Origin of the sequence: Herbiconiux oxytropis (genome assembly GCF_024979315.1) — a bacterium.
Classification (GTDB): Bacteria; Actinomycetota; Actinomycetes; order Actinomycetales; family Microbacteriaceae; genus Herbiconiux; species Herbiconiux oxytropis.
Window position 1 is genome coordinate 108,736 of the sequence record NZ_JANLCK010000006.1, and the last position, 26,993, is coordinate 135,728.

At 66.5% G+C, this 26,993-nt stretch carries 29 protein-coding genes and 1 pseudogene; 19 read left to right on the forward strand and 11 right to left on the reverse strand.

Annotation, left to right across the window (positions count from 1 at the left end):
- The first annotated feature begins 6 nt into the window (after nt 1-6).
- The 4 genes and pseudogenes from N1028_RS12265 to N1028_RS19780 all read left to right on the forward strand — a co-directional run.
- Complete coding sequence (locus tag N1028_RS12265; RefSeq protein WP_259529323.1) at nt 7-684, forward strand: SDR family NAD(P)-dependent oxidoreductase; 678 nt, start codon at nt 7-9, stop codon at nt 682-684.
- A gap of 32 nt (nt 685-716) precedes the next feature.
- Entirely contained in the window at nt 717-1,043 is a 327-nt protein-coding gene (locus tag N1028_RS12270; RefSeq protein ID WP_259529325.1) for a hypothetical protein, read from the forward strand.
- Between the two features lie 112 nt (nt 1,044-1,155).
- Nucleotides 1,156-2,316 carry an MFS transporter gene (locus N1028_RS12275; protein ID WP_259529328.1) on the forward strand — a complete coding sequence of 387 codons (1,161 nt, stop codon included), beginning with the start codon at nt 1,156-1,158 and terminating at the stop codon, nt 2,314-2,316.
- A gap of 38 nt (nt 2,317-2,354) precedes the next feature.
- Nucleotides 2,355-2,450 (forward strand): annotated as a pseudogene (locus N1028_RS19780) (NAD(P)-binding domain-containing protein); the annotation flags it as partial.
- Between the two features lie 44 nt (nt 2,451-2,494).
- On the opposite strand, the gene N1028_RS19785 reads toward N1028_RS19780, so the two are convergent.
- Nucleotides 2,495-2,857 carry an aldehyde dehydrogenase family protein gene (locus N1028_RS19785; protein ID WP_375163413.1) on the reverse strand — a complete coding sequence of 121 codons (363 nt, stop codon included), beginning with the start codon at nt 2,855-2,857 and terminating at the stop codon, nt 2,495-2,497.
- Here N1028_RS19785 and N1028_RS12285 point away from each other — a divergent pair.
- Nucleotides 2,772-3,056, forward strand: coding sequence for a phosphotriesterase family protein (locus N1028_RS12285; RefSeq protein ID WP_259529331.1), 285 nt, complete (start codon nt 2,772-2,774; stop codon nt 3,054-3,056). The genes N1028_RS19785 and N1028_RS12285 overlap by 86 nt on opposite strands.
- A 179-nt stretch (nt 3,057-3,235) precedes the next feature.
- Here the strand turns inward: N1028_RS12285 and N1028_RS12290 are convergent, their stop codons facing one another.
- Complete coding sequence (locus N1028_RS12290; RefSeq protein ID WP_375163412.1) at nt 3,236-4,006, reverse strand: SDR family NAD(P)-dependent oxidoreductase; 771 nt, start codon at nt 4,004-4,006, stop codon at nt 3,236-3,238.
- Nucleotides 4,007-4,192: 186 nt separating this feature from the next.
- On the opposite strand from N1028_RS12290, the gene N1028_RS12295 reads away from it, so the two are divergent.
- The 7 genes from N1028_RS12295 (at nt 4,193) to N1028_RS12325 (ending at nt 11,482) form a co-directional block, all read left to right on the forward strand.
- Nucleotides 4,193-5,530: an MFS transporter gene (locus N1028_RS12295; RefSeq protein ID WP_259529332.1), complete on the forward strand. Its 1,338-nt coding sequence runs from the start codon at nt 4,193-4,195 to the stop codon at nt 5,528-5,530.
- A gap of 78 nt (nt 5,531-5,608) precedes the next feature.
- A complete protein-coding gene (locus N1028_RS12300; protein WP_259529611.1) occupies nt 5,609-6,463 on the forward strand; it encodes a transketolase in 855 nt (284 codons plus the stop codon).
- A complete protein-coding gene (locus N1028_RS12305) occupies nt 6,460-7,482 on the forward strand; it encodes a transketolase family protein (RefSeq protein WP_259529335.1) in 1,023 nt (340 codons plus the stop codon). Before N1028_RS12300 ends, N1028_RS12305 begins: the two co-directional genes overlap by 4 nt.
- A gap of 60 nt (nt 7,483-7,542) precedes the next feature.
- On the forward strand, nt 7,543-8,193 hold the full coding sequence (locus tag N1028_RS12310) for a GntR family transcriptional regulator (RefSeq protein WP_259529337.1): 651 nt from the start codon (nt 7,543-7,545) through the stop codon (nt 8,191-8,193).
- A 111-nt stretch (nt 8,194-8,304) separates the two neighbouring features.
- Nucleotides 8,305-9,642, forward strand: coding sequence for an MFS transporter (locus tag N1028_RS12315; protein WP_259529338.1), 1,338 nt, complete (start codon nt 8,305-8,307; stop codon nt 9,640-9,642).
- Entirely contained in the window at nt 9,635-10,591 is a 957-nt protein-coding gene (locus tag N1028_RS12320) for a cyclase family protein (RefSeq protein ID WP_259529339.1), read from the forward strand. Before N1028_RS12315 ends, N1028_RS12320 begins: the two co-directional genes overlap by 8 nt.
- A gap of 24 nt (nt 10,592-10,615) precedes the next feature.
- Nucleotides 10,616-11,482 carry an alpha/beta fold hydrolase gene (locus N1028_RS12325; protein WP_259529612.1) on the forward strand — a complete coding sequence of 289 codons (867 nt, stop codon included), beginning with the start codon at nt 10,616-10,618 and terminating at the stop codon, nt 11,480-11,482.
- Here the strand turns inward: N1028_RS12325 and N1028_RS12330 are convergent.
- Both N1028_RS12330 and N1028_RS12335 read right to left on the reverse strand, forming a co-directional pair.
- Nucleotides 11,435-12,148, reverse strand: a complete 714-nt coding sequence (locus N1028_RS12330) for an SDR family oxidoreductase (protein ID WP_259529340.1) — start codon at nt 12,146-12,148, stop codon at nt 11,435-11,437. The genes N1028_RS12325 and N1028_RS12330 overlap by 48 nt on opposite strands.
- Nucleotides 12,149-12,202: 54 nt before the next feature.
- Entirely contained in the window at nt 12,203-13,279 is a 1,077-nt protein-coding gene (locus tag N1028_RS12335; RefSeq protein WP_259529341.1) for an alkene reductase, read from the reverse strand.
- Between the two features lie 165 nt (nt 13,280-13,444).
- Here N1028_RS12335 and N1028_RS12340 point away from each other — a divergent pair, with 165 nt between their 5' ends.
- Together N1028_RS12340 and N1028_RS12345 are read left to right on the forward strand one after the other, a co-directional pair.
- Nucleotides 13,445-14,047, forward strand: coding sequence for a TetR/AcrR family transcriptional regulator (locus tag N1028_RS12340; RefSeq protein ID WP_259529343.1), 603 nt, complete (start codon nt 13,445-13,447; stop codon nt 14,045-14,047).
- 8 nt (nt 14,048-14,055) lie between these two features.
- Nucleotides 14,056-14,574: a PaaI family thioesterase gene (locus tag N1028_RS12345; protein WP_259529346.1), complete on the forward strand. Its 519-nt coding sequence runs from the start codon at nt 14,056-14,058 to the stop codon at nt 14,572-14,574.
- A gap of 72 nt (nt 14,575-14,646) precedes the next feature.
- On the opposite strand, the gene N1028_RS12350 is transcribed toward N1028_RS12345, so the two are convergent.
- Both N1028_RS12350 and N1028_RS12355 read right to left on the reverse strand, forming a co-directional pair.
- A complete protein-coding gene (locus N1028_RS12350; protein ID WP_259529349.1) occupies nt 14,647-15,504 on the reverse strand; it encodes an alpha/beta fold hydrolase in 858 nt (285 codons plus the stop codon).
- Between the two features lie 61 nt (nt 15,505-15,565).
- Entirely contained in the window at nt 15,566-16,573 is a 1,008-nt protein-coding gene (locus N1028_RS12355) for an NADP-dependent oxidoreductase (RefSeq protein WP_259529613.1), read from the reverse strand.
- A gap of 579 nt (nt 16,574-17,152) precedes the next feature.
- Between N1028_RS12355 and N1028_RS12360 the strand changes: the two genes are divergently transcribed.
- The gene (locus N1028_RS12360; RefSeq protein ID WP_259529351.1) at nt 17,153-17,782 is read left to right on the forward strand and encodes a TetR/AcrR family transcriptional regulator; all 630 of its coding nucleotides are present in this window, start codon (nt 17,153-17,155) and stop codon (nt 17,780-17,782) included.
- Nucleotides 17,783-17,822: 40 nt separating this feature from the next.
- The gene (gene lpdA, locus N1028_RS12365) at nt 17,823-19,229 is read left to right on the forward strand and encodes a dihydrolipoyl dehydrogenase (protein WP_259529353.1); all 1,407 of its coding nucleotides are present in this window, start codon (nt 17,823-17,825) and stop codon (nt 19,227-19,229) included.
- Nucleotides 19,230-19,403: 174 nt separating this feature from the next.
- Here lpdA and N1028_RS12370 read toward each other — a convergent pair whose 3' ends face one another.
- Nucleotides 19,404-20,186, reverse strand: coding sequence for an enoyl-CoA hydratase/isomerase family protein (locus N1028_RS12370; RefSeq protein ID WP_259529355.1), 783 nt, complete (start codon nt 20,184-20,186; stop codon nt 19,404-19,406).
- A gap of 85 nt (nt 20,187-20,271) precedes the next feature.
- Here N1028_RS12370 and N1028_RS19790 point away from each other — a divergent pair, with 85 nt between their 5' ends.
- On the forward strand, nt 20,272-20,763 hold the full coding sequence (locus N1028_RS19790) for a winged helix-turn-helix transcriptional regulator (protein ID WP_375163411.1): 492 nt from the start codon (nt 20,272-20,274) through the stop codon (nt 20,761-20,763).
- Here N1028_RS19790 and N1028_RS12375 read toward each other — a convergent pair.
- Entirely contained in the window at nt 20,750-21,751 is a 1,002-nt protein-coding gene (locus N1028_RS12375) for a zinc-binding dehydrogenase (RefSeq protein ID WP_259529367.1), read from the reverse strand. The two genes, N1028_RS19790 and N1028_RS12375, sit on opposite strands and share 14 nt — an antisense overlap.
- Nucleotides 21,752-21,793: 42 nt before the next feature.
- The gene (locus tag N1028_RS12380; protein WP_259529368.1) at nt 21,794-22,708 is read right to left on the reverse strand and encodes an alpha/beta hydrolase; all 915 of its coding nucleotides are present in this window, start codon (nt 22,706-22,708) and stop codon (nt 21,794-21,796) included.
- Nucleotides 22,709-22,989: 281 nt separating this feature from the next.
- On the opposite strand from N1028_RS12380, the gene N1028_RS12385 reads away from it, so the two are divergent.
- Together N1028_RS12385 and N1028_RS12390 are read left to right on the forward strand one after the other, a co-directional pair.
- On the forward strand, nt 22,990-24,912 hold the full coding sequence (locus tag N1028_RS12385; RefSeq protein WP_310795590.1) for an AMP-binding protein: 1,923 nt from the start codon (nt 22,990-22,992) through the stop codon (nt 24,910-24,912).
- Nucleotides 24,909-25,532: an adenylate kinase gene (locus N1028_RS12390; RefSeq protein ID WP_259529371.1), complete on the forward strand. Its 624-nt coding sequence runs from the start codon at nt 24,909-24,911 to the stop codon at nt 25,530-25,532. The genes N1028_RS12385 and N1028_RS12390 overlap by 4 nt, the downstream gene beginning before the upstream one ends.
- 16 nt (nt 25,533-25,548) lie before the next feature.
- Here N1028_RS12390 and N1028_RS12395 read toward each other — a convergent pair whose 3' ends face one another.
- Together N1028_RS12395 and N1028_RS12400 are read right to left on the reverse strand one after the other, a co-directional pair.
- Nucleotides 25,549-26,043: an HAD-IA family hydrolase gene (locus N1028_RS12395; protein WP_259529372.1), complete on the reverse strand. Its 495-nt coding sequence runs from the start codon at nt 26,041-26,043 to the stop codon at nt 25,549-25,551.
- A 35-nt stretch (nt 26,044-26,078) separates the two neighbouring features.
- Nucleotides 26,079-26,987 carry a LuxR C-terminal-related transcriptional regulator gene (locus N1028_RS12400; protein WP_259529377.1) on the reverse strand — a complete coding sequence of 303 codons (909 nt, stop codon included), beginning with the start codon at nt 26,985-26,987 and terminating at the stop codon, nt 26,079-26,081.
- Between the last annotated feature and the right edge of the window lie 6 nt (nt 26,988-26,993).

Below are 26,993 nucleotides of genomic sequence, written 5' to 3' on the forward strand. Positions count from 1 at the left end.
ACAACGATGACCGATTCACCCTCCACCCCTCAGGCACTCATTGTGGGTGTGGGACCCGGCCTGGGTCTCTCCCTCGCACGTAAGTTCGGGAACGAAGGATTTGCCCTGACCATCGCCGGCCGCAGCGAGCAGAAGCTGGCCGAGTTTGCCACACAGCTTCGTTCCGAAGGGCTCAGGGTCGACACGGCGATCGCCGACGCCGCCGACCCCAAAGGCTTCCAGGCCTCCCTGCAGGAACTCGCTGGAAAGATCACTCCCAGCGTGGTGGTCTACAACGCCGCGATCGTCGCCAGCGACAACATCCTCACCAGCGACATCGACTACCTGATCACCAACTACAACATCGATGCTCTCGGTGCGATCATCGCCGCTCAGGTGTTCACCCCCGCGATGCGCCACGCCGGCACAGGAACGTTCCTCACCTCCGGCGGGTACGCCTACATCGACCCGTATCCCGCCTACGCCACGATCGCGCTCGGCAAGGGCGGTCTGCGCGTCGCGACGGTTCTCATCCACAAGGAACTGAAGGACGAGGGTGTGCACGTCGCGTCCGTCACCATCGCCGGCGGCATCGAGCCCGGAACCGCCATGGCGCCCGAGCTGATCGCCGACACCTTCTGGGAACTGCACACCCAGCCGGCCGACGAGTGGACCGCCGAGACCGTCTTCGACGGCACCAAGTAACACCCGGCCACACCAGAGAGAAGACGACGGCCATGGCGAGACGCTTCCGAGTGGGCTACCACTTCTTCCAGGAGCACACCAGCGTCACGGAGCTGCGGCTGGTTGCCCAGTACGCCGATATGTGGAGCACCTTCGGACCGCCCGAGAGCTGGACGGCGAAGAACAAGGTCCTGGATGAGTGGTGCAACCGTGTAGGCCGGAGCCCCGCCGACACCGAACGCACCGTCTTCATCCGCGATAGCGAAATCCCGAACGTCGATCAGTGCGTCGACGCCGGCGCCCAACACATCGTCGTCGGCGGACCCGCGCCCTTCGACCTCGGCCCCCTCCGAACTCTGCTGGCCGCAGCCGACCGCTGAATCGCCCGCATCCCGCCGCACGCAGACCCGCGGTCAGCCGGCCCACACTCCACCAGACACGAGAGACACGATCTCCATGACCACCTCGGCCACAAGCACTCAAACACGGGGGATGAGCCGCGGGCTCACCCTGCTGTTCGCCATCGCCGCCAGCGCTGCAGTCGGAAACCTCTATTGGGCCCAGCCCCTTCTCAACGTCATCGGTGAGGACTTCAACGTCCCGACCGGGTCCACCGGGCTCATCGTCACCGTCACCCAAATCGGCTACGCGGTGGGCGTGTTCCTCCTTCTCCCGCTCGGTGACATGGTGAACCGGAAATTCTTCATTCCCGGCCTGATGATCCTCACCGCGGTCTTCTTGCTCGCCACCGCCGCTGCCCCCGCCTATCCGGTGATGCTCGGAACACTCGCCCTGATCGGATTCAGCGCGGTCGCGGGACAGTTCCTGATCCCGCTCGCCGGCGACCTCGCCCGCGACGACCAGCGCGGACGAGTCCTCGGCACCGTGGCTGCCGGAATCATGATCGGCCTGCTCATCGCCCGTGCCCTCAGCGGGGTCGTCGCCGAGCACTTCGGGTGGCGCGCGGTGTTCATCATGGCCGCTGTCATCATGGTCGTGCTCGCGGCATTCCTCGCCCCCCGCATCCCCACAATGGAAGCGCGACCGAAAGTGCCCTACTGGCGCCTGCTGCTCGCCGTCGTGCGCACCATCACCGGAAATCGGACAGTGCAGGTGACGATGCTGATCGGCGCGTCCGCGATGTGCGTGTTCACGATGTTCTGGACGGGCATGACGTTCCTGCTGTCCTCGCCGTCGTTCGGTTTCTCGGTGTCGCTGATCGGCGCCGTGAGCCTAGTGGGTGTCGTCGGCGCCCTCGCAGCTCAGCGGGTCGGCGTGCTCTTCGACCGCGGACTGTTCATCCCCGCTCTGGGTGTCGGCCTCCTCATCACCGTCGTCGGGCTGATCGTCGCCGCGTTCGGCTCGGAGTCGATCATCGTGCTGATCATCGGCGCGGTCATCTTCGGGGTAGGCCTGCAAGCGGTCCAGATCCTCGCGCAGACCCGCATGCTGTCGATCGACGCGTCCGCTCGAAGCCGCCTCAACACCGCGTTCGTCTTCGGGAACTTCGTCGGCGGCGCCATCGGCTCCGCCCTCGCCGGAGCATTCTGGCAACTCGGCGGCTGGGTCCCTGTCATGATCGCCGCCTCCGTCGTTGTCGCCCTCGCACTCCTGATCTGGGTAATCTCCCACAAAGGTGCCCTCGCCCGCTGACGCGTCGCAACTACTCGAGTCGGAGAGAAAGAGAACCAATGCAGATCGCGATACTCGGGACCGGAGTAGTCGGACGCACCCTGGCCAGCCGTCTCGACGAGCTCGGACACCACATCGTCATGGGAGCGAGAGACCCTGAATCGACCCTCGCCCGGACCGGCCCCGTCGTCGTCGGCGATCATGACGGGTGCTTGGAAGAAGCCCGGCCCCGAGGGCGCGGCCCCGCTCGTGAGGAACCCGACGCCGTCTTCCCGCGCCGTCGCCAGGTGCTCCTGCACGAGCGAGAGCTGGCGCGACGAGACGAGCGGCCCGAGCTCGGTGGCACGAGCTGACGCTGCTCGGCCGAGGTGCGCGACCAGGCCGGGAAGGCCGCCTGAGCGGCGCGCACGGCGTCGTCGACATCGGCCGGTGAGCTCTCCGGCAGCACGGCCCAGGCCTCGCCGACACTCGGATCGATGGCGTCGAATCCGCCGGCCGCCGGCCGCCAGCGGCCCCCGATTTGGCCTGAACATCCGCTGATCGAATCGCTCGCCAGCGTCATAGAGCGCGGACACGGCGCGCAGGTACTGCTCGGCGCCGACATCGCCCGAGCAAGCCGCTACACGTCTTATAGAGGGATGCCGGGCTTGGCTTACCTCGGACGCCATTTCGTACCGCGCTTGACCGAGCGCATCGGTGCTGAAGGCATGCACCGCATTGCTGTGACGAATCCAGCTCGCTTCCTTACCTGGCATCACTGAGAAGTCGGTCCCCACATCTCGGGCAGTGTCGGAGCCATGCGAATTGGTCCGAGCTGCGGCCCCAGGACATGCGAAGACGCGCGACTCGTGGAGTTCGGAGGGTGTTCCGCCCGACTGAGGTGAGCAAGAGGACCTAACTGTCGCTGACACGGCCAGCCGGGCGGAAGAGGATGGTGCGGTCAGTGCAGGTGGCTGCCGCCGTTGATGTCGATCGTGGTGCCGGTGAGGTAGGACGCGTCGTCGGACGAGAGGAACGCGATCACTCCGGTGACCTCGTCGACGGTGGCCGTGCGGCCCATCGGGATCGACGCCGCGATCGCTGCTTCCTGCTCGTCGGTGGAGCCGACCCGGATGTCGGTGTCGACGGCACCGGGCGCGACGGCGTTAATTGTGACGCCGCTGTCCTCCAGTTCGCGAGCCAGAGCCTTCGTGAAGCCGAGCAGCGCGGCCTTCGCCGCGGAGTAGGGCACTTTGCCGAACACGCCTCCACCGCGCTGGGCGGAGACGGATGACATGACGATGATGCGACCCCAGCCGTTCTCGAGGAAGTGGGGGAGGAAGGCACGTGTCATGAGATAGGTGCCGGTGGCGTTGACGGCCAGCACCCGGTTCCAGATCTCGAGGGTCGTGTCGAGGAACGGCACGGGCGAGGTGATGCCGGCGATGTTCGCGAGTGCGCCGAGGGCCGGCAGGCGGCCGGTCGTGACCTCCGCGATCACGGCGTCGTGGGCGGCGGTCACCGACTCTTCGCTGGCCACGTCGACGAGGCCGCCGAACACGGGCACGCCGAACTCGGCACCGATCTCGGCGGCGGCGGCGACAGCGGCTTCGCCGTCGATGTCGAGCACCACGACGCCCCATCCGTCGCGGGCGTAGCGGCGGGCGACCCCTCGGCCGATGCCGCGCGGGGAGGCCGCTCCGGTGACGATGGCGGTGCGTGCAGGAGACATGATGGTCCTTCCGAGGGAGAGGCCGGAGTTCATCAGCTCGTCTGCGCTGCTTGTCCCCGTCGACGGCCTCAGTCTGTCGTGTAGGCGTCATAATGTCAACAGTCGGCAGTTGACACTCATCCGGTAAAGCGCTCATACTGATGCGACACCGACGACGGTGAACGTCGTCAGACGAAAGGTATTCAGATGAGCAATGACGCTCTCTCCATGCGCGGTCCGGTGCAGGGCACGAAGGACGTCAGGCGGGTGGCCCTCGGATCCAGCGTGGGAGCGGTGATCGAGACCTACGATTTCATCGGCTTCGGCACCGCCGCCGCCCTGTACTTCGGCACCGTCTTCTTCCCGGGCGCCGACCCCCTCACCGGCACCCTCGCCTCGTTCGCCACCCTCGGTGTCGGATTCGCGGCCCGCCCCCTCGGGGGCATCATCGGAGGCCATCTCGGCGACAAGCTGGGCCGGAAGCCCGTTCTCGTGATGTCTCTCATCATCATGGGTCTCGCGACCTTCGCCATCGGGCTCCTGCCCACCTACGCTATGGTCGGCGTGCTCGCTCCCACCCTCCTCGTGATCGTCCGCATCGTGCAGGGCCTCGCCTTCGGTGCCGAGTGGGGTGGGGCGATCCTCATGACCTACGAGCATGCGCCATGGAAGCGCAAGGGCTTCTTCACCGGCCTCGTGCAGGCCGGCTTCCCGGTGGGTCTCCTCCTGGCCAACCTCGTCTTCCTGGGCAGTGGGATCCTCCCTGGCGACTGGGCCTGGCGGGTGCCCTTCCTCGCCAGCATCGTGCTCGTGATCGTGGGACTCATCATCCGCTCGAAGGTGCCGGAGTCGCCGGTGTTCGAGCAGGTCAAGAGCTCGGGGCAGATCGTGAAGTCGCCGATCATCCAGGTGATCAGGGAGGACTGGCGCAACATCCTCCGCGGCATCGGCCTGCGGATCGCGGAGACGGCGGGCTACGCGGTGTCGATCACCTACATGATCTCGTACATCAATACCACCGAGATCGCCGACAAGCAGGCCACCCTCGTAGCGCTGTGCATCGCCGCGGGCATCGGAGTGGTGGCCACACCGCTGTGGGGCGCGCTCACCGACCGCATCGGCCGCAGGCCCCTCTACCTCGTCGTCTGCGCGGTGATCATCCTCTTCGGCATCCCGATGTTCCTGCTCGTGAACACGGGACTGTTCGTTCTGATCATCGTCACCTTCGCCATCTCGTACGCGATCTGCCAGAACGCCCTCGCCGGAGTGCAGGGGTCGTGGTTCCCCGAGCTCTTCCAGGCTCAGACCCGCTCCTCGGGGGCCTCGCTCGCCTATCAGATCTCGGCCATGGTGTCGGGCTTCACGCCCTTCATCACGACCTTGCTGTTCGTGGGGCTCGGCTGGCTGGGCCCGGCGCTGCTGTTCAGCGCGTACGGACTCATCGGCCTCATCGCCGCCGTGGTCACCCGAGAGACCTGGGGCCCGCGGGAACGCCGCCTGGCCGACGAGGCGACGACCGCCTCGATCGCCACCATCAAGGCCTGAGACAGAGGGAAGAGCACTGTGACATCGACCACCCCCACCACCGCACAGCACGCCTACGGATCGGGCCCCGACCGCGGGATCGGTTTCGAGGAACGCGTGCGTCGCGTGCAGGACGCCGCCTACCGCATCCGGCACCACGTGCTCACCATGGGCGAGGTGCAAGGCCAGGGCTACGTGGGCCAAGGCCTCGGCGTCGCAGACATCCTCGCGGCCGCCTATGCCGACCAGCTCCGCTACCGAGCGGACGATCCCCATTGGGAGGAGCGCGATCGGTTCCTCCTCTCGATCGGGCATTACGCCATCGGGCATTACGCGGCCCTGGCTGAAGCGGGGATCGTGCCCGTTGCCGAACTCGAGACCTACGGATCCGACGACTCTCGGCTTCCCATGTCGGGCATGGCGAGCTACACGCCGGGGATGGAGATCTCCGGCGGCTCGCTCGGCCACGGGCTCGGGGTGGCCGTCGGTATGGCTCTGGGGCTCCGCTTGCAGGGTCGGGACGAACGCGTCTTCAACCTGCTCTCCGACGGAGAGCTCGATGAGGGGTCGACCTGGGAAGCCGCCATGGGAGCCCACCACCATCAACTGGGCCGACTGCTCGCCCTCGTCGACGTCAACGCCCTGCAGGCCGACGGCAAGACCGAGACAGTGCTGCGCACCGAGCCGCTGCTCGACAAGTGGACCGCCTTCGGCTGGTTCGCCCAGCGCGTCGACGGGAACGACGTCTCGGCGCTCCTGCGCGCTTACGACGAAGCCGAGGTCCATTCCGAACTCACCGGACGGCCCTCGGTGATCCTCTGCGACACCCGGATCGGACGAGGTGTGCCCCTGCTGGAGAACCGCGAGAAAGCCCACTTCATGCGCATCGAGGAGAGCGAATGGCAACTGTGCCGCGACGAGCTCACCGCCGGACACGAAGGAGCGAACCGATGACCACCGCACCCGCCAGCGGCACCGCCGACGCACCCTCGGCCACGCCCAAGCTCAAGACCTCCGCCATGATCGCCTCCTTCGCCGACCCCGGGCAGAAGACGGCCCCCGCGCCCTTCGGCCACGCCCTCGCGGCAGCCGCCGAGACGGATCCGCGGATCGTCGGGCTCACGGCAGACCTCGGCAAGTACACCGACATGCACGTGTTCCAGAAGGCGCACCCCGAGCGCTTCTTCCAGATGGGCATGGCCGAGCAGCTGCTGTTCGGAGCCGCGGCCGGCATGGCCGAGACCGGATTGGTGCCCTTCGCCTCCACCTACTCGGTGTTCGCCGCGCGCCGCGCCTACGACTTCCTGTGCCTCGACATCGCCGAACCCGGGCTCAACGTGAACATCGTGGGCGGACTGCCAGGGCTCACCACGGGATACGGTCCGAGCCATCAGGCGACCGAGGACATCGCCATCTTCCGCGGTATGCCGGGTCTCACGATCGTGGATCCGTGCGACTCGATCGACATCGAGCACGCAGTGCCGCAGCTCGCCGCAGCGGCCGGCCCGAGCTATCTGCGACTGCTCCGAGGGAACGTGCCGACCGTGCTCGATGAGTACGACTACACCTTCCAGCTCGGCAAAGCGGCGATACTCCGCGGGGGCGCGGACGTCGTCTTCGTCTCGAGCGGGCTCATGACCATGCGGGCGCTGCAGGCCGCCGAGGAGCTCGCGGTGCACAAGATCGATGTCGCGGTCGTGCACACGCCGACCATCAAGCCGTTCGACGCGGAAACGGTCCTCGCCGAGATCGACACGCCACGACTCGCCTTCACGCTGGAGAACCATACGGTCGTGGGCGGGCTGTTCGAGACCGTCGCGTCGGCCGCGACCCGCCGAGGGCTCGGCAAGCGCGTGGTGCCCATCGGACTGCCCGACGAGTTCCTCGACGCGGGGGCCCTGCCCACTTTGCATGACCGCTACGGCCTCAGCCGATCGAGCATCGTTGCGAGGGTCCTCTCTGAGCTCGGCTAGTCACGGGGCTGGATAGGATCGAGTGTCGGCAGGCGACATTCACAGACGGGTGATCCAGGCATGGAGAAAGCGCTCCTCGGGCTCGAGAAGACGAATCTGCGCGAGCAGGCGGCCGTCGCTCTGCGCCAGGCAATCACGTCGGGCGCACTCCGGCCGGGCACTCATCTGCGCGAGACGGAGCTGTCGAGCCAGCTGCAGATCAGCCGGGGCACGCTGCGGGAGGCCTTCCGGGAACTCCAACAAGAGGGACTCGTCGTGCAGGCGACCCGTGGTCGGCTGCTCGTGCGCTCGCTCTCGCCGAAGGAGATCGAGGACATCTTCGTGGTGCGCGGCGCCCTCGAGTCCCTGGCCGCGGAGCTGCTCGTCTCCAGTCCTGATCTGAAGCGGCACGTCGACCAGCTCGGACGTGCCGTCGAACGGATGGCCGAGGCTGAGCCCGGTTCCCTGGAGAGCCGTGTGGAGGCCGACCTGGCGTTCCATCGCCTGCTGTGCTCGCTCACGGAGAACGAATCGCTCGTGACATCCTGGGAGGGCCTCGAGGGGGCGATCCGGATGTCGATCATGTTCGCCGGCATCGAGCGCGGAACCCGCAACATGGACATCGCCCGCCACCAGGCGATCGTCGATGCCGTGGCCTCGGGCGACCGCGCGAGTGTTCGCGAGGCGATCAGTGAGCATATGGGCCAAGCCGCGCGCACCCTCATCGGCTGACGGACGCTCGCGGTAGGGTGAAATCGACCTACAATGCCGACTGTTGACAGTCGGCATTAAAGCCGTAGAGTCGTCTGAGACAGTCAGACCCCCTAGGCAATGGAGCCCTCGATGTCAGCAGCAGCAGCACCAGCCGCACCCACCGCGACACCAGATCGGAAGACCATCAGGCGCGTCGTCGGGGCGAGCGTCATCGGCAACACGATCGAGACCTACGACCTCTTCATCTACGGCACGGCCGCGGCCCTGGTCTTCCCCACAGTGTTCTTCTCCAATCTCGACGGCACGGCGGCTGTGCTCTTCTCGTTCCTGACGTTCGGAGCGTCGTTCCTGGCCCGGCCGCTCGGTGCGATCATCCTGGGACACTTCGGCGACCGCATCGGGCGCAAGAAGCTGCTGGTGTTCTCGCTGCTGCTCATGGGCATCGCGACCTTCGCGATCGCGCTCCTGCCCGGTTACGACGCTTGGGGGCCGGCCGCCCCGATCATCCTCGTCCTCCTGCGGATCTGCCAGGGCTTCGGCTACGGCGGCGAATGGTCCGGCGCCATCACCATGGTCAGCGAGTACGCTCCGGCCAACAAGCGATCGCTGTTCACGAGCTTCCCGCAGGTCGGCACGCCGCTCGGCTTGATCGCCGCCAACCTCATCTTCATCATCATGAGCGCGGTTCTCCCGAACGACCAGTTCCTCTCATGGGGCTGGCGGGTTCCGTTCCTGCTCAGCATCGTGCTTGTGGGAGTGGGCTTCTACCTGCGACGCCGGGTCGACGAGACCCCTCAATTCAAGGAGCTCGAGAAGAAGGGCGACAAGTCCAAGGCGCCTCTGCTCGACGTGCTCCGCCACCCGTCTGGCCTCCTGCTCGTGACGGGGTCGACCATCGCGGCGTTCGGCATCTACTACGTCGTCACCACCTATCTGCTCTCCTACGTCACGGGCACCGAGGGCATCGATCGCTCCATCGCTCTCACCTGCCTCCTGGTCGCCGCAGCGGTGCAGGGCCTCGGCGTGCTCGGCTGGGGCTGGCTGTCCGGAAAGGTGAACCCCACGAAGCTGCTGCTGGTCTCCGTGATCTTCATGGGGCTCTGGGCCTTCCCCCTCGTCTGGCTCACCGCCACCGCGGTGCCACTGCTCATCGGCGTGGCGTTCGTGGGCTTCATGGCCATCCAGTCGATGTTCTACGGCCCGATGGGAGGCGTGTTCCACGGGCTCTTCGACACGCGCTACCGCTACACCGGCCTCGGCATGGGGCTCAACCTGGGCGGCCTGCTCGGCGGCGGCATCGCGCCGCTGATCGCCGTCACCATCCCCTTCGGCCCGGGCATCGCGGTGATGGTCATCGTCATGGCGGTGATCTCGCTGCTGTTCGTGATCGGCATCATGGTGCGCTGGCGCGCCCTTCACCCGAGCGGGCACGCCGACACCACCGTCGAAGCGACGACCCGTGGTTGAACCGCAGCTCCCGCGGTACGCCGACCTCCCGAAGGCCGACGGAGGTGCCCGGTCGGGCTGGCACCTCTTCGGCGCCGACGACCAGGTCGGGCTGATGAACCTGCAGACTCCCGAGCGGATCGCGGCCGCAGCCGCCCTCGTGCACAGCGGTGAGGTCTATCCGCTTGGGGCCACGCTCGGGCAGCCCGATCCGCCGCTCTTCGGCCGTGGCGCCCCCCGCCGCACGCAGCTCGAGCCGCGCGAGAGCTGGTACTTCGATGACGTGCACGACAACCTTTTCCCGCAGGCGGGCAGCCAATGGGACGCCCTCGGGCACATCGGCTTCCGCGAAGGAGAGTTCTACAACGGCGCCACCGCCGACGACATCCGAGGCGGACGACGCAACACGATCGAGCACTGGGCGCGTCGCGGGATCGTGGGCCGAGGCATCCTGCTCGACCTCCAGGCCACGGCTCCAGAAGCCTACGATCCAGCATCCAGCAAGGCGTTCAGCGTCGACGACCTCGAGCGGGCACGGATCGCCGCCGGTGTCGAGTACCAGCCGGGTGACATCGTGATGCTGCGCACCGGGTTCCTCGAGCACAACGTCACATCGGATGTCGCCTCCCGGAAGTCGCAGTCCGTGCGCACGACCCTGAAGGCGCCCGGTATCGAGCACACCGAGGAGATGGCGGAGTACGTCTGGAACACGCACGCCTCTGCCTTCGTGGGCGACAACCCCACCGTGGAGGTCTGGCCGCCGGATGAGCGGCCGGAGGCGTGGCCGTTCGGTTACCTGCACTACATGCTCATCGGCCAGTTCGGCCTCGGCCTCGGTGAGCTGTGGTGGCTGAAAGACCTGGCCGACGCCTGCACCGCCGACGGGCGACACGAGTTCTTCGTGAGCAGCGCACCGACGGATGCGCCTGGCGCGGTCGGGTCGATGGCGAATGCCATCGCCATCCGGTAGAGATCGGAGCGCGCCTTGGCTGACGTGACGCTGCATCACCAGTTGATGCGAGCCCAGGGGCAGGGCGAGTCCGCACGCGAACTCCTCGTCCTGGGGCCGGCGCTCGGCACGACCCTCCGGTGCTGGGTGCCGGCGTCGCGTTCACTGCTGGCGCACCCGTCGGGCGTCCTCCCTGATCTGCTGACTTACGACCTGCCGGGCCACGGGGAGTCTCCACCCGCCCGCGAGCCGTTCTCGATCGCAGACCTCGGATCGGCGGTGGTCGAGGCTGCCCGGAGTCGTGGTTACAGCCGTTTCGCGTATGCCGGGATCTCGGTGGGCGGGGCGATCGGCCTCGAGCTGGCCGCAGCGTGCTCGCCGGCTCTCACCGGCCTCGCGCTCTTCGGCAGCGACGCAGTGCTCGGCTCGCCGGATCGTTGGAACGCCCGTGCCGCCAGCGTGCGAGAGCTCGGCATGCTCTCGCAGGTGGAGACGAGCGCGGCGAGATGGTTCGCTCCCGACTTCGCTCTTCGACAGAAGAAGTCGTTCGTTGTCTCCCTCGCGGAACTCTCGCGCATCGATCCTGAGTCGTACGCCCTCTGCCTGGAGGCCGTCGCCGTCTACGACGTGCGAGCCGATCTCGCGGGAATCGCGGTGCCCACGACGATCGTGTGCGGATCTGCCGACATCGTGACCCTTCCCGCCGAGCTGAGGACTCTCGCACTCACGATCCCCGGAGCTCGCTACCAGGAGATTCCGGGCGCTGGGCACGTCGTGCCACTGGAGAGTCCTGAGCCGACCGCGTCCGTGCTCCGCCTTCTCCTGGGCGAGATCCGCACGCGAGCGCGAGCAATCCCTGGCGGGTCACCTGCCGACGGTGAGCTGCGGGTACACCGCGGTGAGAGGTGCTGACAGTCCGGCCTTGAGCTGCACAGAGGTGTCGTCGGCGAGGACCTCGTAGCCGCCGGCCTCGAGGGTGTCGAAGACCTGGGTAACGAGGTCGGCCGGGTCGAGCTTGGGGCCTTCGGCGTGGGCGGCCATGGCGGTGTCGACATAGCCGACGTGCACGCCGACGACCTGGACACCCTGGGGCTGCAGTTCCAGGCGCAGGGAGTTCGTGGCCGACCACAGGGCGGCTTTGGTGGCCGAGTAGATGCCAGCGACGGCCCACCACGACAGGGCCGAGTGGATGTCGACGATGGCGGTGTCGCCGCTCTTCGCGGAGAGGATCGGGGCGACGGCGCGGGCCAGGAACAGGGGGCCGAGGAAGTTGGTCTCGACGTTCTGGCGGATCTCTTCGTCGGTGTGGGTGAGGATGCCCGGGGTGGAGACGGATGTGCCGGCATTGTTGATCAGTACGGTCACGTCGAGTGCCTGCTCGACGGCGGCCTGGATGGAGACGGGGTCCGTGACGTCGAGAGAGAGGGGCACGACGCGCCCGTCGTCCCACTCTCGGGGGCTGCGAGCGGTGGCGTACACCTTGGCGGCTCCTCGGGCGAGGGCTTCGCGGACGAAGTGACCGCCGATACCGCCGTTCGCGCCGGTGATAAGGACGACAGCGCCGTTGAGGGAAGTCATGGGATAGATCTCCTGAGGGTGTGATGTTCGATTGGACGAGAAGGGTGGCTGGGGTCAGGGGTGAGTGAGGGTCGGGTAGTCGGTGTACCCGTGCGCGCCCCCGGTGTAGAGCGTTTCCGGGTCGAGGTCGTTCAGGGGGGCATCGATGCGCAGGCGCTCGACGATGTCGGGGTTCGCAAGGGCGAACCGGCCCAGCGGGGCGATGTCGGCGAGCCCAGCGTCGATGTCTGAGGCGATGCCGTCGCGCTCTCGCCCGTACCGGACGACGAGGACGGCCGTCGGCCACGCCTCGCGGAGGGAGGTGAGGAGTTCGTCATCGCCGAGGTGGTGGACGTGCAGATAGACCAGGTTCAGCTTCGCGAGCTCGCCCACGAGGTACCGGTACTGGCCGCGCACCGCCGCGGCGTCGCCCTCATCGAGCCCGCCGAGCGGGAACGCCGGGGAGATGCGGATACCGGTGCGATCCGCGCCGATCTCCTCGGCGACCGCCTTCGCGACCTCGATCGAGAACCGTGCCCGGTTCTCGATCGACCCGCCGTACTCATCGGTGCGCCGGTTCGCGTTGGGAGCCAGGAACTGGTGCAGCAGGTAGCCGTTGGCGGCGTGGATCTCCACCCCGTCGGCGCCGGCGGCGATCGCGGCGGCGGCGGCGTGCCGGAACTCACCTATCACGTCCCGGATCTCACCGACGCTCAGCTCACGCGGCACGGGGCTCTTCTTCGGGCCCTCGGCGGTGAACATGTCCTGATCCGCGGAGATCGCCGACGGAGCCACCGGCTGATGGTGGTGCGGAGTGTTGTCGGGGTGGGAGATGCGCCCCACGTGCATCAGCTGGATGAACAGGTGCCCACCGTTCTCGTGCACCGTCTCGGAGACTTTCGCCCATCCCGCCACCTGCTCCGGGGTGTGGATGCCGGGGGTGTTCAGGTACCCCTGCCCGTCTTCGGACGGCTGCGTGCCCTCGGTGATGATCAGTCCGAGCGAAGCGCGCTGGCCGTAGTACCCCGCAGCGTGTTCACCCGGTGTTCCGTCTGCGTTCGCACGGTTGCGGGTCATCGGTGCGAGCGCGAGACGGTGGGGGAGTTCGATGCGGCCGAGGGTGAACGGTTGCCAAAGAGATGGGGAGGTCATGACGGGTGGTGTTCCTTTCGAAGGAGGCAATCGCTGCCGATCCCGGTGGGCGACGGTCGTCGCGCACCGGCGTGGGAAAATGAGTCGAAACACAGGCGAGCCCACGCGACAATGATTACACTCATAACTGAGGTAAGTCAGTGTCTATTCCCGGGGAGGAACACGATGTCGGTGGCGACACAGCCGCTCGGGCGGCGCGAGCGAGAGAAGCAGGCCAAGCTCGCGCGCATCACCGCGGCGGCCAGCGAGCTGTTTGCGAAGCGCGGCGTGGATGAGGTCACGACGCAGCAGATCGCCGACGCGGCCGACATCGGCACCGGCACGCTGTTCCTGTACGCGAAGACCAAGGGCGAGCTGCTCCTGCTGGTGCAGAACGCCCGCTACGCCGACGCTCTCACGCGTGGCAGAAAGGCAGCGAAAGCGGAGCGGACGACACTGGACGCACTGCTCGCGCTTCTCGCGCCGATCGCGGAGTGCAATCGCGCGCAGGTCGATAACGGCCGCACGTACCTCCGGGAGATGGTCTTCGGCGATTCCGGCGAGCCGCATCATGCCGAAGCGCTGTCCATCGTCGCGCGGACCGAGGAAGCTATCGCCGACATCCTCGCCGAACGGGCGGGTGTCGCACCCGGGCAGGCGGCGACGCTTGCCCGGGTGATCTCGGCCATTCAGTTCCTCGAACTCGCGGCCAGCGTCAACACGGGCTCGACGGTCCCCGACCTGCTCGCGAGCATCCGCGCCCAGGTCGCGGCGATCCTGCCGGGCTGATTCCGCTCATGATGACAGACGAACAGGATTCCGAGCGGTCGCGCACGATCCGCTATCAGGTCCCGGGCAGGGACAAGCGGACGCTGTTCGCTCGCTCCGGGCTCGAGCAGTTGCGGGCCGTTGCCGCAGGCGAAGCACCGGCCCCGCCGATCAGCAGTCACATCGGGCTCGAGTTCGTCACGGTGACCGAGGGCGACGTGGTGATGACGGCGGTCCCGGACGAGTCCCACTACAACCCGATCGGATCGGTGCACGGCGGCTTCTTCGCTACCGTGCTCGACTCCGCATGCGGGTGCGCCGTGCACACCACCCTTCCGGTCGGCGTCGGATACACCAGCCTGGAGATCAAGGTGTCGTTCCTGCGTCCCATCACCGCGGACACCGGTCCCGTCACCGCGCACGGTTGGGTCACCCGCACGGGTCGAAGTGCCGTGTTCGCAGAGGCTGACCTCCGCGACAGCCAAGGGCGGGTCCTCGCGACCGCGTCCAGCACCTGTCTCGTCGTCCGCCCGGACCCTGCTCCGTGACGCGTCTCGATCGAGAACCACCTCATCGCTTATGTACTTCAGGCGGTGACCGGGAACGGCCCGGCCTGCGGGTCAGGTGGTGAGGAATCTCGCGGCGACGGGGGCGAACTTCTCCCAGTTCTGGAAGATGCCGCCGTGGCCGGAGTTCGGGTAGATGATCAGCTCGGAACCCTCGATGCGCTTGTGCAGGTCCTCGGAGAGCACCGAGGGGACCATGCGGTCGTTGTCGCCGTTGGCGATCAGGGTCGGCTGCGAGATCACCGACAGGTCCGAGGGGGCCGAGCGCCCATATCGCTGAATGGCCTTGAGCTGGCGGCTGAACGAGGCGTTGCTGATGGGCTTGTCGCGGTCGGTGGTGCGCTCCTTGAGGCGTTCGACGAACGCCTTGCCGGCCCGCTTGCCGATGGTGTCGCGGTTGAAGAAGAGGAACTCCTTCGGGTCAGACCGGGTGATCAGGGATCGGAAGATGTCCCAGTAGGTGGTTCCCACGACCTTGTCGATGTTGTTTCCACCTCGAGGGCCGGTGCCGGTGAGCACGAGTTTGCGCACCAGCGCCGGGTGAGCGACGACGAGGTCCTGGGCGATCATGCCGCCCATCGAGAAGGCGAAGATGTCGATCTTGTCGTAACCGAGGCCCTTCGTGATGAACCGGTAGGCATCGGTCGCGGCTTCTTCGAGAGTGTCGGGAACCCGCCCGGAGGACGCTCCGACGCCGAGCTGATCGAAGGTGATGACGTGGCGGGTTTTCGCGACCTGGTCGATGAGGCGTGGGTCCCAGTTGTCCAGGGTCGCGGCCAGGTGCACGAAGAAGACCACGGGGATCGTTCCTCTTGGGCCGAGTTCGCGGTAGGCGAAGGTGTCGGCGCCGACGGAGACCGTCTTGGCGGGGGCCTCCGCGTACGAGGTGATGACGGGTTCGGTGGCGCTCATGAGAAATGCTCCTTGCTGGGTTCGGGTGCTGTGTGCGACAAGCGGATGGGGAGACCGGAGGTCACGCAGACTGGTCGGCGCCGATGATGACGGCCTTGCCGCGGATGCTGCTCGTGCCGAGGGAGGCCAGGGCGTGGGCGGTCTGGTCGAAGGGGAAGGTCGCACTGACGACGGGGCGGATGACGCCGCGGTCGACGAGCTGGGTGATCTGACGCAGTTGATCGCCGGAAGCGTGCATGAGCAGGAACTCGTAGGACACGCCGAGCTTCTCCGCAAGGGCGCGGATCCTGCGGCTGAGAGCCGTGATGGCCAGGCGCACGACCGGGTTCAGGCCGGCGGACTTCGCGAACGTGGGGGTGGGTGGCCCGGAGATGCCGACGGCCTTTCCACCGCGCTTCAGGATCGTGAGGGACTTTGCGAGGTTGTCGCCACCGAGGGGGTCCAGGACGAAATCGTAGCCCGAGAGTTCGGTCTCGAATTCCTGGGTGCGGTAGTCGATGACCACGTCGGCGCCGAGCTCGCGGGCGAAGTCCGCGTTCTTGCCCGATACGGTCGTCGCTACCTCGGCGCCGAGGTGCTTGGCGAGCTGGATCGCGATCGATCCGACTCCGCCCGCACCGGCGTGTATGAGCACCTTCTGACCGGCCTGCACGTTGCCCTTCTCCACCAGGGCCTGCCACGCCGTCAGTGCCACCAGCGGCAGGGACGCGGCCTCCACGATGCTGATCGACGTCGGAGCCAGCGAGACGTCTGCTTCATCGACAGCGATGCGTTCTGCGAACGTGCCGATGCGGTGATCCCGCGGCCTGGAGTAGACCCGGTCTCCGGCGACGAAGTGGGTGACCTTGGAACCTGTGCGGATAACTGTGCCGGCCAGGTCGTGGCCGAGGGTGAGAGGGGTCTTGTACGGCAGGATCGCCTTGAACTCTCCCGCCCGGAGCCGCTCGTCGAGGTGGTTCAGCCCTGCGGCCTCCACCCGGATCAGGAGATCCCTGTCGCCGACCGCGGGCTCGGGGATCTCGGCCTCGTGGACGGGCTGCTTGTAGTTGTCGAACACGAACGCTCGCATGATGCTCTCTCCTTGAATGTGGAAGGTTGTGGTCAGCGTTGCAGGAACGCGGTGACGGTCCATCCGGTCACGGTCGCCGTGCAGAATCAGCGTCGGAGCTGTGGACGACGCCCCGGTCGGTATCTGATGACCCCATCGGTTCACGGCGCGCAACTGGGCGCGGAAGACGCCAGGAGTGACGGGCTTGTCCCGGCCGGTGCGGCGCCGTTTCATCCGCACCAGATATGCCTTCGCGGCCCGACGGCCGGCAGGGGCTGTCATGCCCCCCGTCGACAGCCCGAGCAGGTCCACCTGGGAGAGGCCGAGCGTGTGGATCGCGGCGATCGCATCGGCCGCCATGTCCTCGAACCGGTCCCGCACCATTCCGGCGGATGCCCCCACACCGCGGTAGTCGAGGAGGATCACCCTCCGGTGCCCTGCCATGATCGCACCTTCCTGATCTCACTGCCGATGGACATCGGGGCTCACCCTTGCTCAAGCGAGCAGACTCAATCTTGAGTGTCCTCAGATCAATTGTCAAGTAAGAGCGAGTATGCTCATTCATGAGTCAACTCAGTATGCCAGCCAAGGGAGGCCCTTATGGGCAGTGATCAGCCGGTTCCGGGACGGCGAGAACGCGCGAAGGAAGACAAGCGTCTCCGAATCATGTCTGTCGCTCGCACCCTGTTCGCCGAGTACGGCGTCGATGGCGTGACGACGCAACAGGTCGCTGACCGCGCCGATGTGGCGATCGGAACCCTGTACGCCTATGCCGGAACGAAAGCGGAACTGCTGATCATGGTGCAGAACGATAAGTTCGCGGCCGCGATCCGTGACGGCCTCGCCGCGGCGACGGTGTCCGCCCGGAGGCAAGCGGACACCGTCGAGCAGGTGCTCGCACTTGTCTGGCCGGTGGTGGCCTGCATCCGGGAGCAGCCCGAGAATGGACGCACCTATCTGCACGAGCTGGTCTTCGGCGATCCGACCGAGCCGCACCGAGCAGGAGGGTTAGTCCTCGCAGTGCGGTTGGAGGAGGGGCTCTCTGCCGTCCTGGCACGCGACACTCGTCTCGGGGCGGCTGATGCGGTCACGCTCGCACGCGTCGTCACCGCGATCGTGCACGTCACGACCGCCGCCACAGTCCACCTGGCAGACACGCCCTCTCAGATCCTCAGCCGCGTCCGCCGACAGGTCTCCGCGATCCTGGTCGCGCGCCCCGTGGCGGCCTGACCATCTGCGCGCGTCCCCGCTCTATCCGAAGGAGAACACCATGAGCAGCACCAGCCACGTCGATGTCGTCGTCCTCGGAGCGGGCCCCGGTGGCTACGTCGCCGCGATCCGTGCCGCGCAGCTCGGAAAGAGCGTCGCCGTGATCGAGAAGCAGTACTGGGGAGGCGTGTGCCTGAATGTGGGTTGCATCCCCTCGAAAGCACTGCTGCGAAACGCGGAACTCGCCCACACCCTCACCCATCAAGCAGAGCTGTTCGGCATCCGGGGTGACGTGACGATGGACTACGGCGCAGCATTCGACCGGTCCCGATCCGTCGCTGACGGACGGGTGAAAGGAGTTCACTTCCTGATGAAGAAGAACGCCATCACCGAGATCGACGGCCACGGCAGCTTCACCGACACCCACACCATCACCGTCGCCCTCGCCAATGGGGGCACCGAGCTGGTGACCTTCGATGACGCGATCATCGCGACCGGCTCCACCGTGCGCCTCGTGCCCGGAGTGGAACTGAGCGAGAACGTCGTCACCTACGAAGCCCAGATCCTCTCCCGGGATCTCCCCGACAGCATCGTCATCGTCGGCGCCGGAGCGATCGGGATGGAGTTCGCCTACGTGCTCGCCAACTACGGCGTCGCGGTCACGGTCATCGAATACCTCGACCGGGTACTTCCCAACGAGGACCGGGACGTCTCTAAGGAGATCGCCCGCCAGTACAAGAAACTCGGCATCAACCTCCTCACCTCCACCGCCGTCGGAACCGTCACCGATGACGGAGCGGGCGTCACAGTCACCTACACCCCGGCCGGTGGCGAGCAGGCCGCCCTCCGCACCGACAAAGTGCTCATGTCGGTCGGCTTCGCCCCCCGCACCGACGGATACGGGCTCGAGAACACCGGCGTTGCGCTCACCGCCCGCGGCGCCATCGACATCGACGACCGCATGCGCACCAACGTCCCCCACCTCTACGCCATCGGAGACGTGACCGCGAAACTCCAACTCGCCCATGTCGCCGAAGCTCAAGGGATCGTCGCCGCCGAAACCATCGCCGGCGCGGACACTGTGCTGCTCGGCGACTATCGCATGATGCCCCGGGCGACCTTCACCCAGCCCCAAGTCGCATCCTTCGGCCTCACCGAACAACAGGCCCGCGACGAAGGACACGACGTGAATATCGCGAAGTTCCCCTTCACCGCCAACGGGAAGGCACAAGGCCTGGGCGAACCCAGCGGGTTCATCAAGCTCATCGCCGACGCCGAGTACGGCGAACTGCTCGGCGCGCACCTGATCGGTGCGGACGTCGCCGAACTCCTCCCCGAACTGACCCTCGCCCAGAAATGGGACCTCACCGCCCACGAACTCGCCCGAAACGTGCACACCCACCCGACCCTCGGCGAAGCCCTCCAGGAGGGATTCCACGGCCTCACCGGCCACATGATCAACCTATGATCACCGGTCCGCAGTCAGTGTCTGGACAGTCGCAGCATGACCTTGCCGGTCGGCTGCTGGTGTCGGAGCAGAGCGTGCGGCACTGCTCCCCATAGATCCCGCGAACCACAACATCACGGGCGTGAGCCTCGACGTGGCCGGCGGAGCGCCCCTCGCAGAAGGCTTCTCGAGCCTTCACCCTCGCCCCCAGGTGAAGGTGGGCTGTGATTTCTCGAGAAAGGCACGCCGACCCACGTTGCTGTCGAGGGCAGATGAAGGAGAACGGCTCCAATCCGCTTCTACGAAGGATGCGTCATCCCCGCGGGCTATCGCGTCGATCATGCGTTTCGAACCGATGACGGAATACGCCGACCGGGATGCAATCCCCGCGCCGAGAACGCCTATTCGTTCATCCAGCGCGTCCTCGTTCACCACCTCGGTCACCAAACCCCACCTGTGCGCGGTCAAGGAGTCGATCAGATCTCCCGTGAGCAGGAGGTGCTTGGCTGCACCGACCCCGATGAGGTCTACGAGCGACTCCATCGTCTTGGCCGGGTACAGCACCCCCAGTCGTGCGGCTGTCACGCCGAACCTCGCGCCTTCGGCGGCGATTCTGAGGTCGCATGCCACGGCGAGACCGACACCGGCTCCGATGCAGCTTCCGCGGACTGCGGCGATGGTCGAGCCGGGGAATCGGGCAAGGGCTGTGACTGCGTCGAGGAACGGAGAACCGATGTTGGCTTCCAGCACTGGGATGTCCAAGCCGGCCGAGAAGTGCTTGCCGTCGCCGGTGAGCACCATCACGGTGACGGAAGTATTGGCCGTGAGCAGAGTGGTCGCTTCGGTGAGGTCATTGAGGATGTCGCGGGTGAGGATGTTGTGTCGAGTCGGACCGGAGATGGTCACGGTCGCAATTGGGCCGGTCACCGCCATCGTCACCCCTCCGCGGGAGCCGGATGTGTCGGGTTCAAGTCTCATGGTCTACCTCCTGATCGAAGAAGAACGACGGCGATGCTTCCACCGATCGATAGCATTCCGTCGCCGTCGCCCGTAACATCGCCTGATGCATGAGCGCGTAGGTATCGATCTCTCCAACTGCCCCATCGGCCTCTCCTTGGACGTCCTCGGGCAGAAGTGGACTCTCTTGATCGTCAGGGAGGCACTCAACGGTGTTCGGCGATTCTCCGATTTCGAGGCCGTGCTCGGCTGTCCGAGGAACCTGCTCGCATCGCGACTCCGAATGCTCTGCGATCAGGGGATTCTTCGGACTGTGATCTACGAAGTCTTGGGGGAGCGTTCCCGCGCTCGGTACGAACTGACGGAAGCCGGCCGGGAATTGGCCCCGACCTTGATCGCGCTGTTCGATTGGGGCCTGAGGCACCGAGCATCGAGTCGGGGCCAACCAGCTCCGGCGCGGTGCCGTTGCGGTAGTCCTGTGCACGCGGTGATCGAGTGCGAGCACGGGCATCGCATCGACAACACGGATTCGCTGACGCTCCCGGAGTGGGGAGAGGTGTCCCGGGAGCGTCAGCTAGCGCCGTCTAGGGAACGATGACCAGACGCACGGGGTTGCCCTTCTTGCTCTGAAGGTGCTCGATCGCGTCTGTCACGTCGGTGAGTGGATAGTGGCCGGATATGGATTCAGAGAAGTCGAGGCGGTCGAGGGCGAGCAGGTCGAGGAGGTCGGGGACCGCCTCGGGTCCGCTGGCGTAGTGCCCGCGGATCTGTTGGCGCATGAAGAGCAGCATCCCGGGTGCCTCGAGCGTGAACGGCTGGGCGTTCGCTCCAACCCAGATCGTGCGCCCGAACGGTGCTGTCGCCTGCAGCAGCTCCAACTCGACGGCCGAGATGCCGACGAAATCGAAGGCGACGTTCACTCCGACGCCCTTAGTGAGGCGCTTGATCGTCTCGACGGCATTCTCAGCCCTCGGGTCGATCGCGTAGTCGGCGCCGAGGCGGAGCGCGCGTTCCCGGGCTTCGGGCAGCGGATCAACAGCGATGATCGGGGCTGCCCCCACGAAGCGGAGGATCTGGATCGCGTGTGTTCCCACCCCGCCGACGCCCCAGACGGCGACGGACTCACCGGCCTTCACCGCTGCCGTCTGGGTGATGGCCGCCCAGGGGGTGGACACCGCGTCGGGCACGATCGAGGCGACGTCGAATGGCAAGGAGTCGGGGATCTCCACCAGTGTGATCGCGGGAACGACGACGTACTCCGCCCAGCCGCCGTCGAAATCGACTCCGACGGTGTGCTCTCCGTCGGCTTGGTTGTGCAGGAGCGAGATGGCCACGCGGTCTCCTACGTTCCATCCTTCGACATCGCTTCCGATCGAGTCCACTTCTCCAGCGATCTCGTGACCGAGGGTCAGTTCCCCGGTCTGGCGGTGCGGGCCTCTGAGGTGGCCACCTATCATATGGAGATCGGTGAGGCACACCCCGCAGGCTCTGACCTTCACCCGCACCCATCCCGGGTCAGGGTTCGGGACGGGGACGTCTTTGACGCCGAATTCTCCGGTGTCGAGGTTCAGTCGGGCAGCAAGCATCTGTCTGGTCTCTTTCGTGAGGAGGTCGTCTGGTCGGTGGGGTCAGAGTGCCAGGGTGGTGCGCACCCAGGTGGCGATCTGCTGGATGGCACGGTCGGTCTCTGGCACCCGGCCAGCAGCCCAGACGTAGGAGTGCTGCGCCCCGGCGACCGGAAGCGCCTCGACGCTGACTCCGGCCGCTTCCAGGCGCTCAGCGAGCTCTTCGTCCTCGCCGGCGAGGACTTCGTAGGTGCCCCATGACACGAGGGTGGGCGGAAGGCCGGACAGATCCGATGAGTTCAAGTTGATCTTGAGGTCATCGACCTGAGTGTCGGTGCCGCCGATCCAGGCCTCGCGGAAGAATTCGAGCAGTCCGCGGCTGAGCACCTTGTCAGTGCTTGCGTTGGATTCGATGGTCTCATTCGCGATGCCCAGATCGGCCCACGGCGAGATCGACACGATGGCCCCGGGCAGTGACTTGCCGGCGTCGCGGCGGCGCAGAGCCACGGCTAGGGCGAGGAACCCGCCGATCGAGTGTCCGATGGTGACGATCTTCTCGGGCGGGTAGCCCTGCTCGATAAGCCAGTCGAACGCGGCCTCGACATCATCGACCTGGGCCGGGTACTTGTGCTCCGGCGCCCGACGGAAGTCGACGACCAGAATCGGGATGCCCACTGCCTTGGCGATGTGCCCGGCGAGCTTACGATCGACGAAAGCCGAGGTCACGACCGACCCTCCGGCGTGGGCGTGCAGGAGCACGAAGTCGGTGTTGGCTCCGAGGGGCTCCGCCCAGATTCCGAAGACTCCGTTCGCATTGACCTCCCGGTAGGTGACGCCCTCCGGCTCGGACGCTGCCTGATGCAGGTTCTCCGTGGCATTACGCCTGATATCCAGTTCTGAGGGTGCTCCTCCGGACTGCAGCAGGTTCTCAAAGGCAAGAGCCTCCGGACTCAACTCGACGGCATCGCTTGTGGACACGTGGTCACCTCCATGTGACTTTTTCGCCCTCCTCCGCTACCGGACGCGAGGACGGTCCGTGATCAAGAAGGCGAGATATCGACAGCCGGTCCGACTGCTGGCGTTGACTGTATGGGCGGTCGGTTCACAAAGTCAACCGTGCCGGAAGGCCGCAGCGGGACTTCCCCGGCCCGGCACCAACTTCCGGTGGTGACGGCTCCGCGCCGGACCCGTTGTGATGGATCCAGCGGATCGCAGATGATCCGTCCGTGGTGCGCCACAAGTGTGCGAAGGGCTGGGACATGACCGACTCGATGGACCGATTCCATACGGAATGGCGGGCGAGCATCGACGACCGCGACAGCTTCTGGCTGGCGCAATCGCAACGTATCGACTGGACTCGGGCCCCGAAGTCGGCGCTCGAGAATGAAGGGGACTCGTGGTCGTGGTTTCCCGATGGTGAATTGAATCTGGCGTATAACACGCTCGATCGACACGTCGAAGCCGGGCGTGGTGATGACGCTGCCGTGATCTTCGACTCGGCGATGACGGCGGAAACGCGCACCCGCACCTACCGTGAGCTCCGCGACGAGACCGCGGCATTCGCGGGTGCACTTCGCGCCCAGGGGGTGCGTCGAGGCGATCGCGTGATCATCTACATGCCGATGATCCCCGAGGCCGTCATCGCGATGCTGGCCTGTGCTCGGATCGGTGCGGTGCACTCCGTCGTCTTCGGTGGCTTCGCCGCGAACGAACTCGCGACCAGGATCGCCGATGCCGGGGCGCGGATCCTGGTTACGGCCTCGGGTGGACTGGAGCCCGGAAAGGTCGTCGACTACATCCCGCTGGTACGGGAAGCGCTGAGACTGAGTGCCGGGACCGTCGACACGGTGATCGTCAAGCAGCGCGACGGCTTCCCGACCTCAATCACCGACCTGCCCTGGGGGCAGGGGGCGCAGTGGCTCGACTGGGCCGCGGTCGCACAGTCCGCTGCTCCTGCAGCCCCTGTCCCGGTGGCGGCGACCGATCCGCTCTACCTGCTCTACACCTCCGGGACCACAGGGAGCCCGAAGGGCATCGTGCGGGACGGAGGAGGCTATGCGGTGGCGCTCGACTGGTCGATGAGGAACATCTACGGCGCCGGGCCGGGTGACGTGTTCTGGGCGGCGAGCGACGTGGGGTGGGTCGTCGGGCACTCTTACATCGTCTACGCACCGCTCCTCATCGGTGCCGCGACGGTGCTCTACGAGGGAAAGCCGGTCGGCACACCAGATGCGGGCGCATTCTGGCGTGTCATCGAGCAGCACCGGGTGAACATCATGTTCACTGCGCCCACAGCCATCCGGGCCATCCACAGGATCGATCCCGACCTCCGGCTCCTCACCCGCTACGACACCACCTCCCTGCGGGCCCTGTTCCTGGCCGGCGAGCGACTCGACCCGGAGACCTATCATTGGATCACCGACGGTCTGGCGGTCCCCGTCGTCGATCACTGGTGGCAGACCGAGACGGGCTGGGCGATCAGTGCGAATCCGGTCGGATTCGGGGCCCTCCCGCTGCGGGCAGGGTCGAGTACCGTGCCGATGGCGGGCTACGACGTGAGGATCCTGAACTCCAAGGGTCGCGAGGTCGCTGCGGGCAAGGAGGGCAACATCGCCCTTCGGCTGCCCTTGCCCCCCGGCACGCTGACAGGAGTCTGGGGCGGGCCGCATCGACTTCGGGACTCGTACCTCTCGGTGTTCCCCGGCTATTACGCAACCGGGGATTCCGGCTACCTCGATGAGGACGGCTACCTCTACGTCATGGGCAGGACCGATGATGTGATCAATGTAGCGGGACACCGGATCTCAACCGGGGCGTTGGAGGAGGTCCTCGCACTGCATCAGGATGTGGCTGAGTGTGCAGTGGTCGGAGTGAAGGACTCGCTCAAGGGCCAACGGGCGATGGGCTTCGTCACGGTCAAATCCGGCCGGACTTTGAACGAGGAGGAGCTGCACGAGCAGCTGGTCGATCTCGTCCGCGCTCGGATCGGGCCGGTGGCGGCGTTCCGTGACGTCATGTTCGTCGACCGTCTGCCGAAGACCCGATCAGGCAAGATCCTGAGGAAGACGCTGCGTCAGATCATCGACGGAGAGCCCCACAAGGTGCCGGCCACCATCGAGGATGTCTCCGTCCTGGAACCCATCCTGGCGGCGGCCCGCGCCGCACGGAGCCCGGTCGCATGACGACGGACCGGACGGTGGCTGCATCCTCCTCGACCAGGGACGACCGACGCCTCCGCATCGTGCTGATGGGTGCGCCCGGTTCGGGCAAGGGCACTCAGGGGCGTCTGCTGAGCCGGAAGCTCGGCGTTCCCACGATCTCGACGGGCGACCTCTTCCGCGATCATCTCCGGCGGCGCACGGAGCTCGGGGTGACCGTGGCCGGCTACCTCGATTCCGGTGAATTCGTGCCGGACGTCATCACCGACGCGATGGTGAGGGACCGGATCGGCCTCACGGACGCGGTGGGCGGGTTCATCCTCGACGGCTACCCCCGGACGCTCGCCCAGGTCGAGGCCCTGAACGGCTTCGTCGGCGAGCAACGAGGGTCCATCACCGCCGTGGTGGCCCTGGAGGTGGATCGCGCGACGTTGCTCGAGCGGATGCGCACACGGGCGCAGGCGGAGGCGAGGGCCGATGACGACCCGGAGGTCGTGATCCGGAGACTGGAGATCTACGAGGCGGAGACCGCCCCCTTGATCGAGCACTACAGATCTTCGACCAGGGTCATCACGGTGGACGGCAGCCTCGAGCCGGCTCGACTCAGCGCGATGATCTCGTCACGTCTTCGCGCGCGGGAGTGAGCCGCCTGGGCAGCGGTCAACGACCGCGACGGCGCAGGCGTCGGGCGAGATCCTCGATGTCGTCGGCGACCACGTCCCAGTCGCTCGTCGGTTCCAGGTCGAGCACCTGGCGGGAACCGTGTTCCCTGGGCCTCGCGATGAAGGTCGTCGCCAGGCCGCTCATCCGCGCCGCCTGGAGATCTTCGTTGTGGGCGGCGACGAGCATGACCTCTCCGGGGGGCAGCCCCAAGAGCTCGACGGTCTTCCGGTACGCCGCTGGATCGGGTTTGTAGGTGCGGGTGATGTCGGATCCGATGATCACATCCCACGGCAGCCTCCGGGACTTCGACATCTCGAGCAGAAGTGCCGTGTGCGCGTTCGACAGAGGCCCGATGATGTAGTCGGCCTTCAGCGCTCGCAGCCCGGGCACACTGTCCGGCCAGGGCGGTGGCCGATGCCACGCGTGCACCAGCTCGACGATGTCAGTCACCCTCTGCATCGCGGGCTGGTAGAGGGCCCTCCAGCACGGCACGGATCTCCTGCCCGGTCACGGGGCGGCATTCCCGGTCACAGGATGGCGTGATTGCGCCGTGCGATGGCCAGGGCCTCGAATCGGGTAGATGCGCCGAGCTTGCGCATCGCCTGGTTGAGGTAGCTCTTCACCGTCGATTCGGTCAGCCCGAGCGCGGCCGCTACGGCGGCATTCGTGTGCCCGAGCGCCACCTGGCTGAGAACATCCGATTCCCGCGCCGTCAGGAGGGTGGCTCCCGTCCGATCGTCGACGACGTCGGATTCCTCATCACTCTGCGCCATGCCGATGAGGCGACGTTCGATCGATTCGAGCTCGGAGCGCATCGCGGAATCCTCGAGCTGGGCGCTGATCCGCCGCATCTCGGCATAGATGCTGCGCAGTTCCTCGGTCTGAGCAGACGAGAACGTCGTCGGCGGAACAGGGAGACGTGGTGCATTCGCGGGCTCGAGCCGCCCGGGTGGGTTCGGAGTCCGACCCCTCTCGACGGGGTGGGGGCGACTCTCCTCCAGCTTGACGGCGAGTTCCCTCGCCACCATCGAGGCCGGTTCGATCGACACTCCGCCGATCGTGGAATGCGAGCGGAGCCCCCCGTAGAGCACCCCCAGCACGTGACCTGAGGATACGACGGGAATGGCCAGCAGAGTGGTGATCCCCTCGGCGAGCACCGCTCGGTCGTAGTCGTGAGTGATCGCCCGCGACGAGGCGTAGTTGGCGGTGAGTCTCGGTCGGGCCTCGGCGAGCACGCGCCCGCCCAGGCCGGACCCTTCAGACACGAGGAGGCCGCGGAGGGAGTCGCGCTCGTTGCCGATGAGTTGGGTGATGGTGATTCGTTGGTTGTGGGCGAAGCCACCGAACACCACGGGGAAACGGGTCAGCCTCGTCAGCTCTGTGAGGGACTGACGCATCAAGCGGTCGTCGGCCAGGCTCGCAGGGTGCGGGTTCATCGTGTG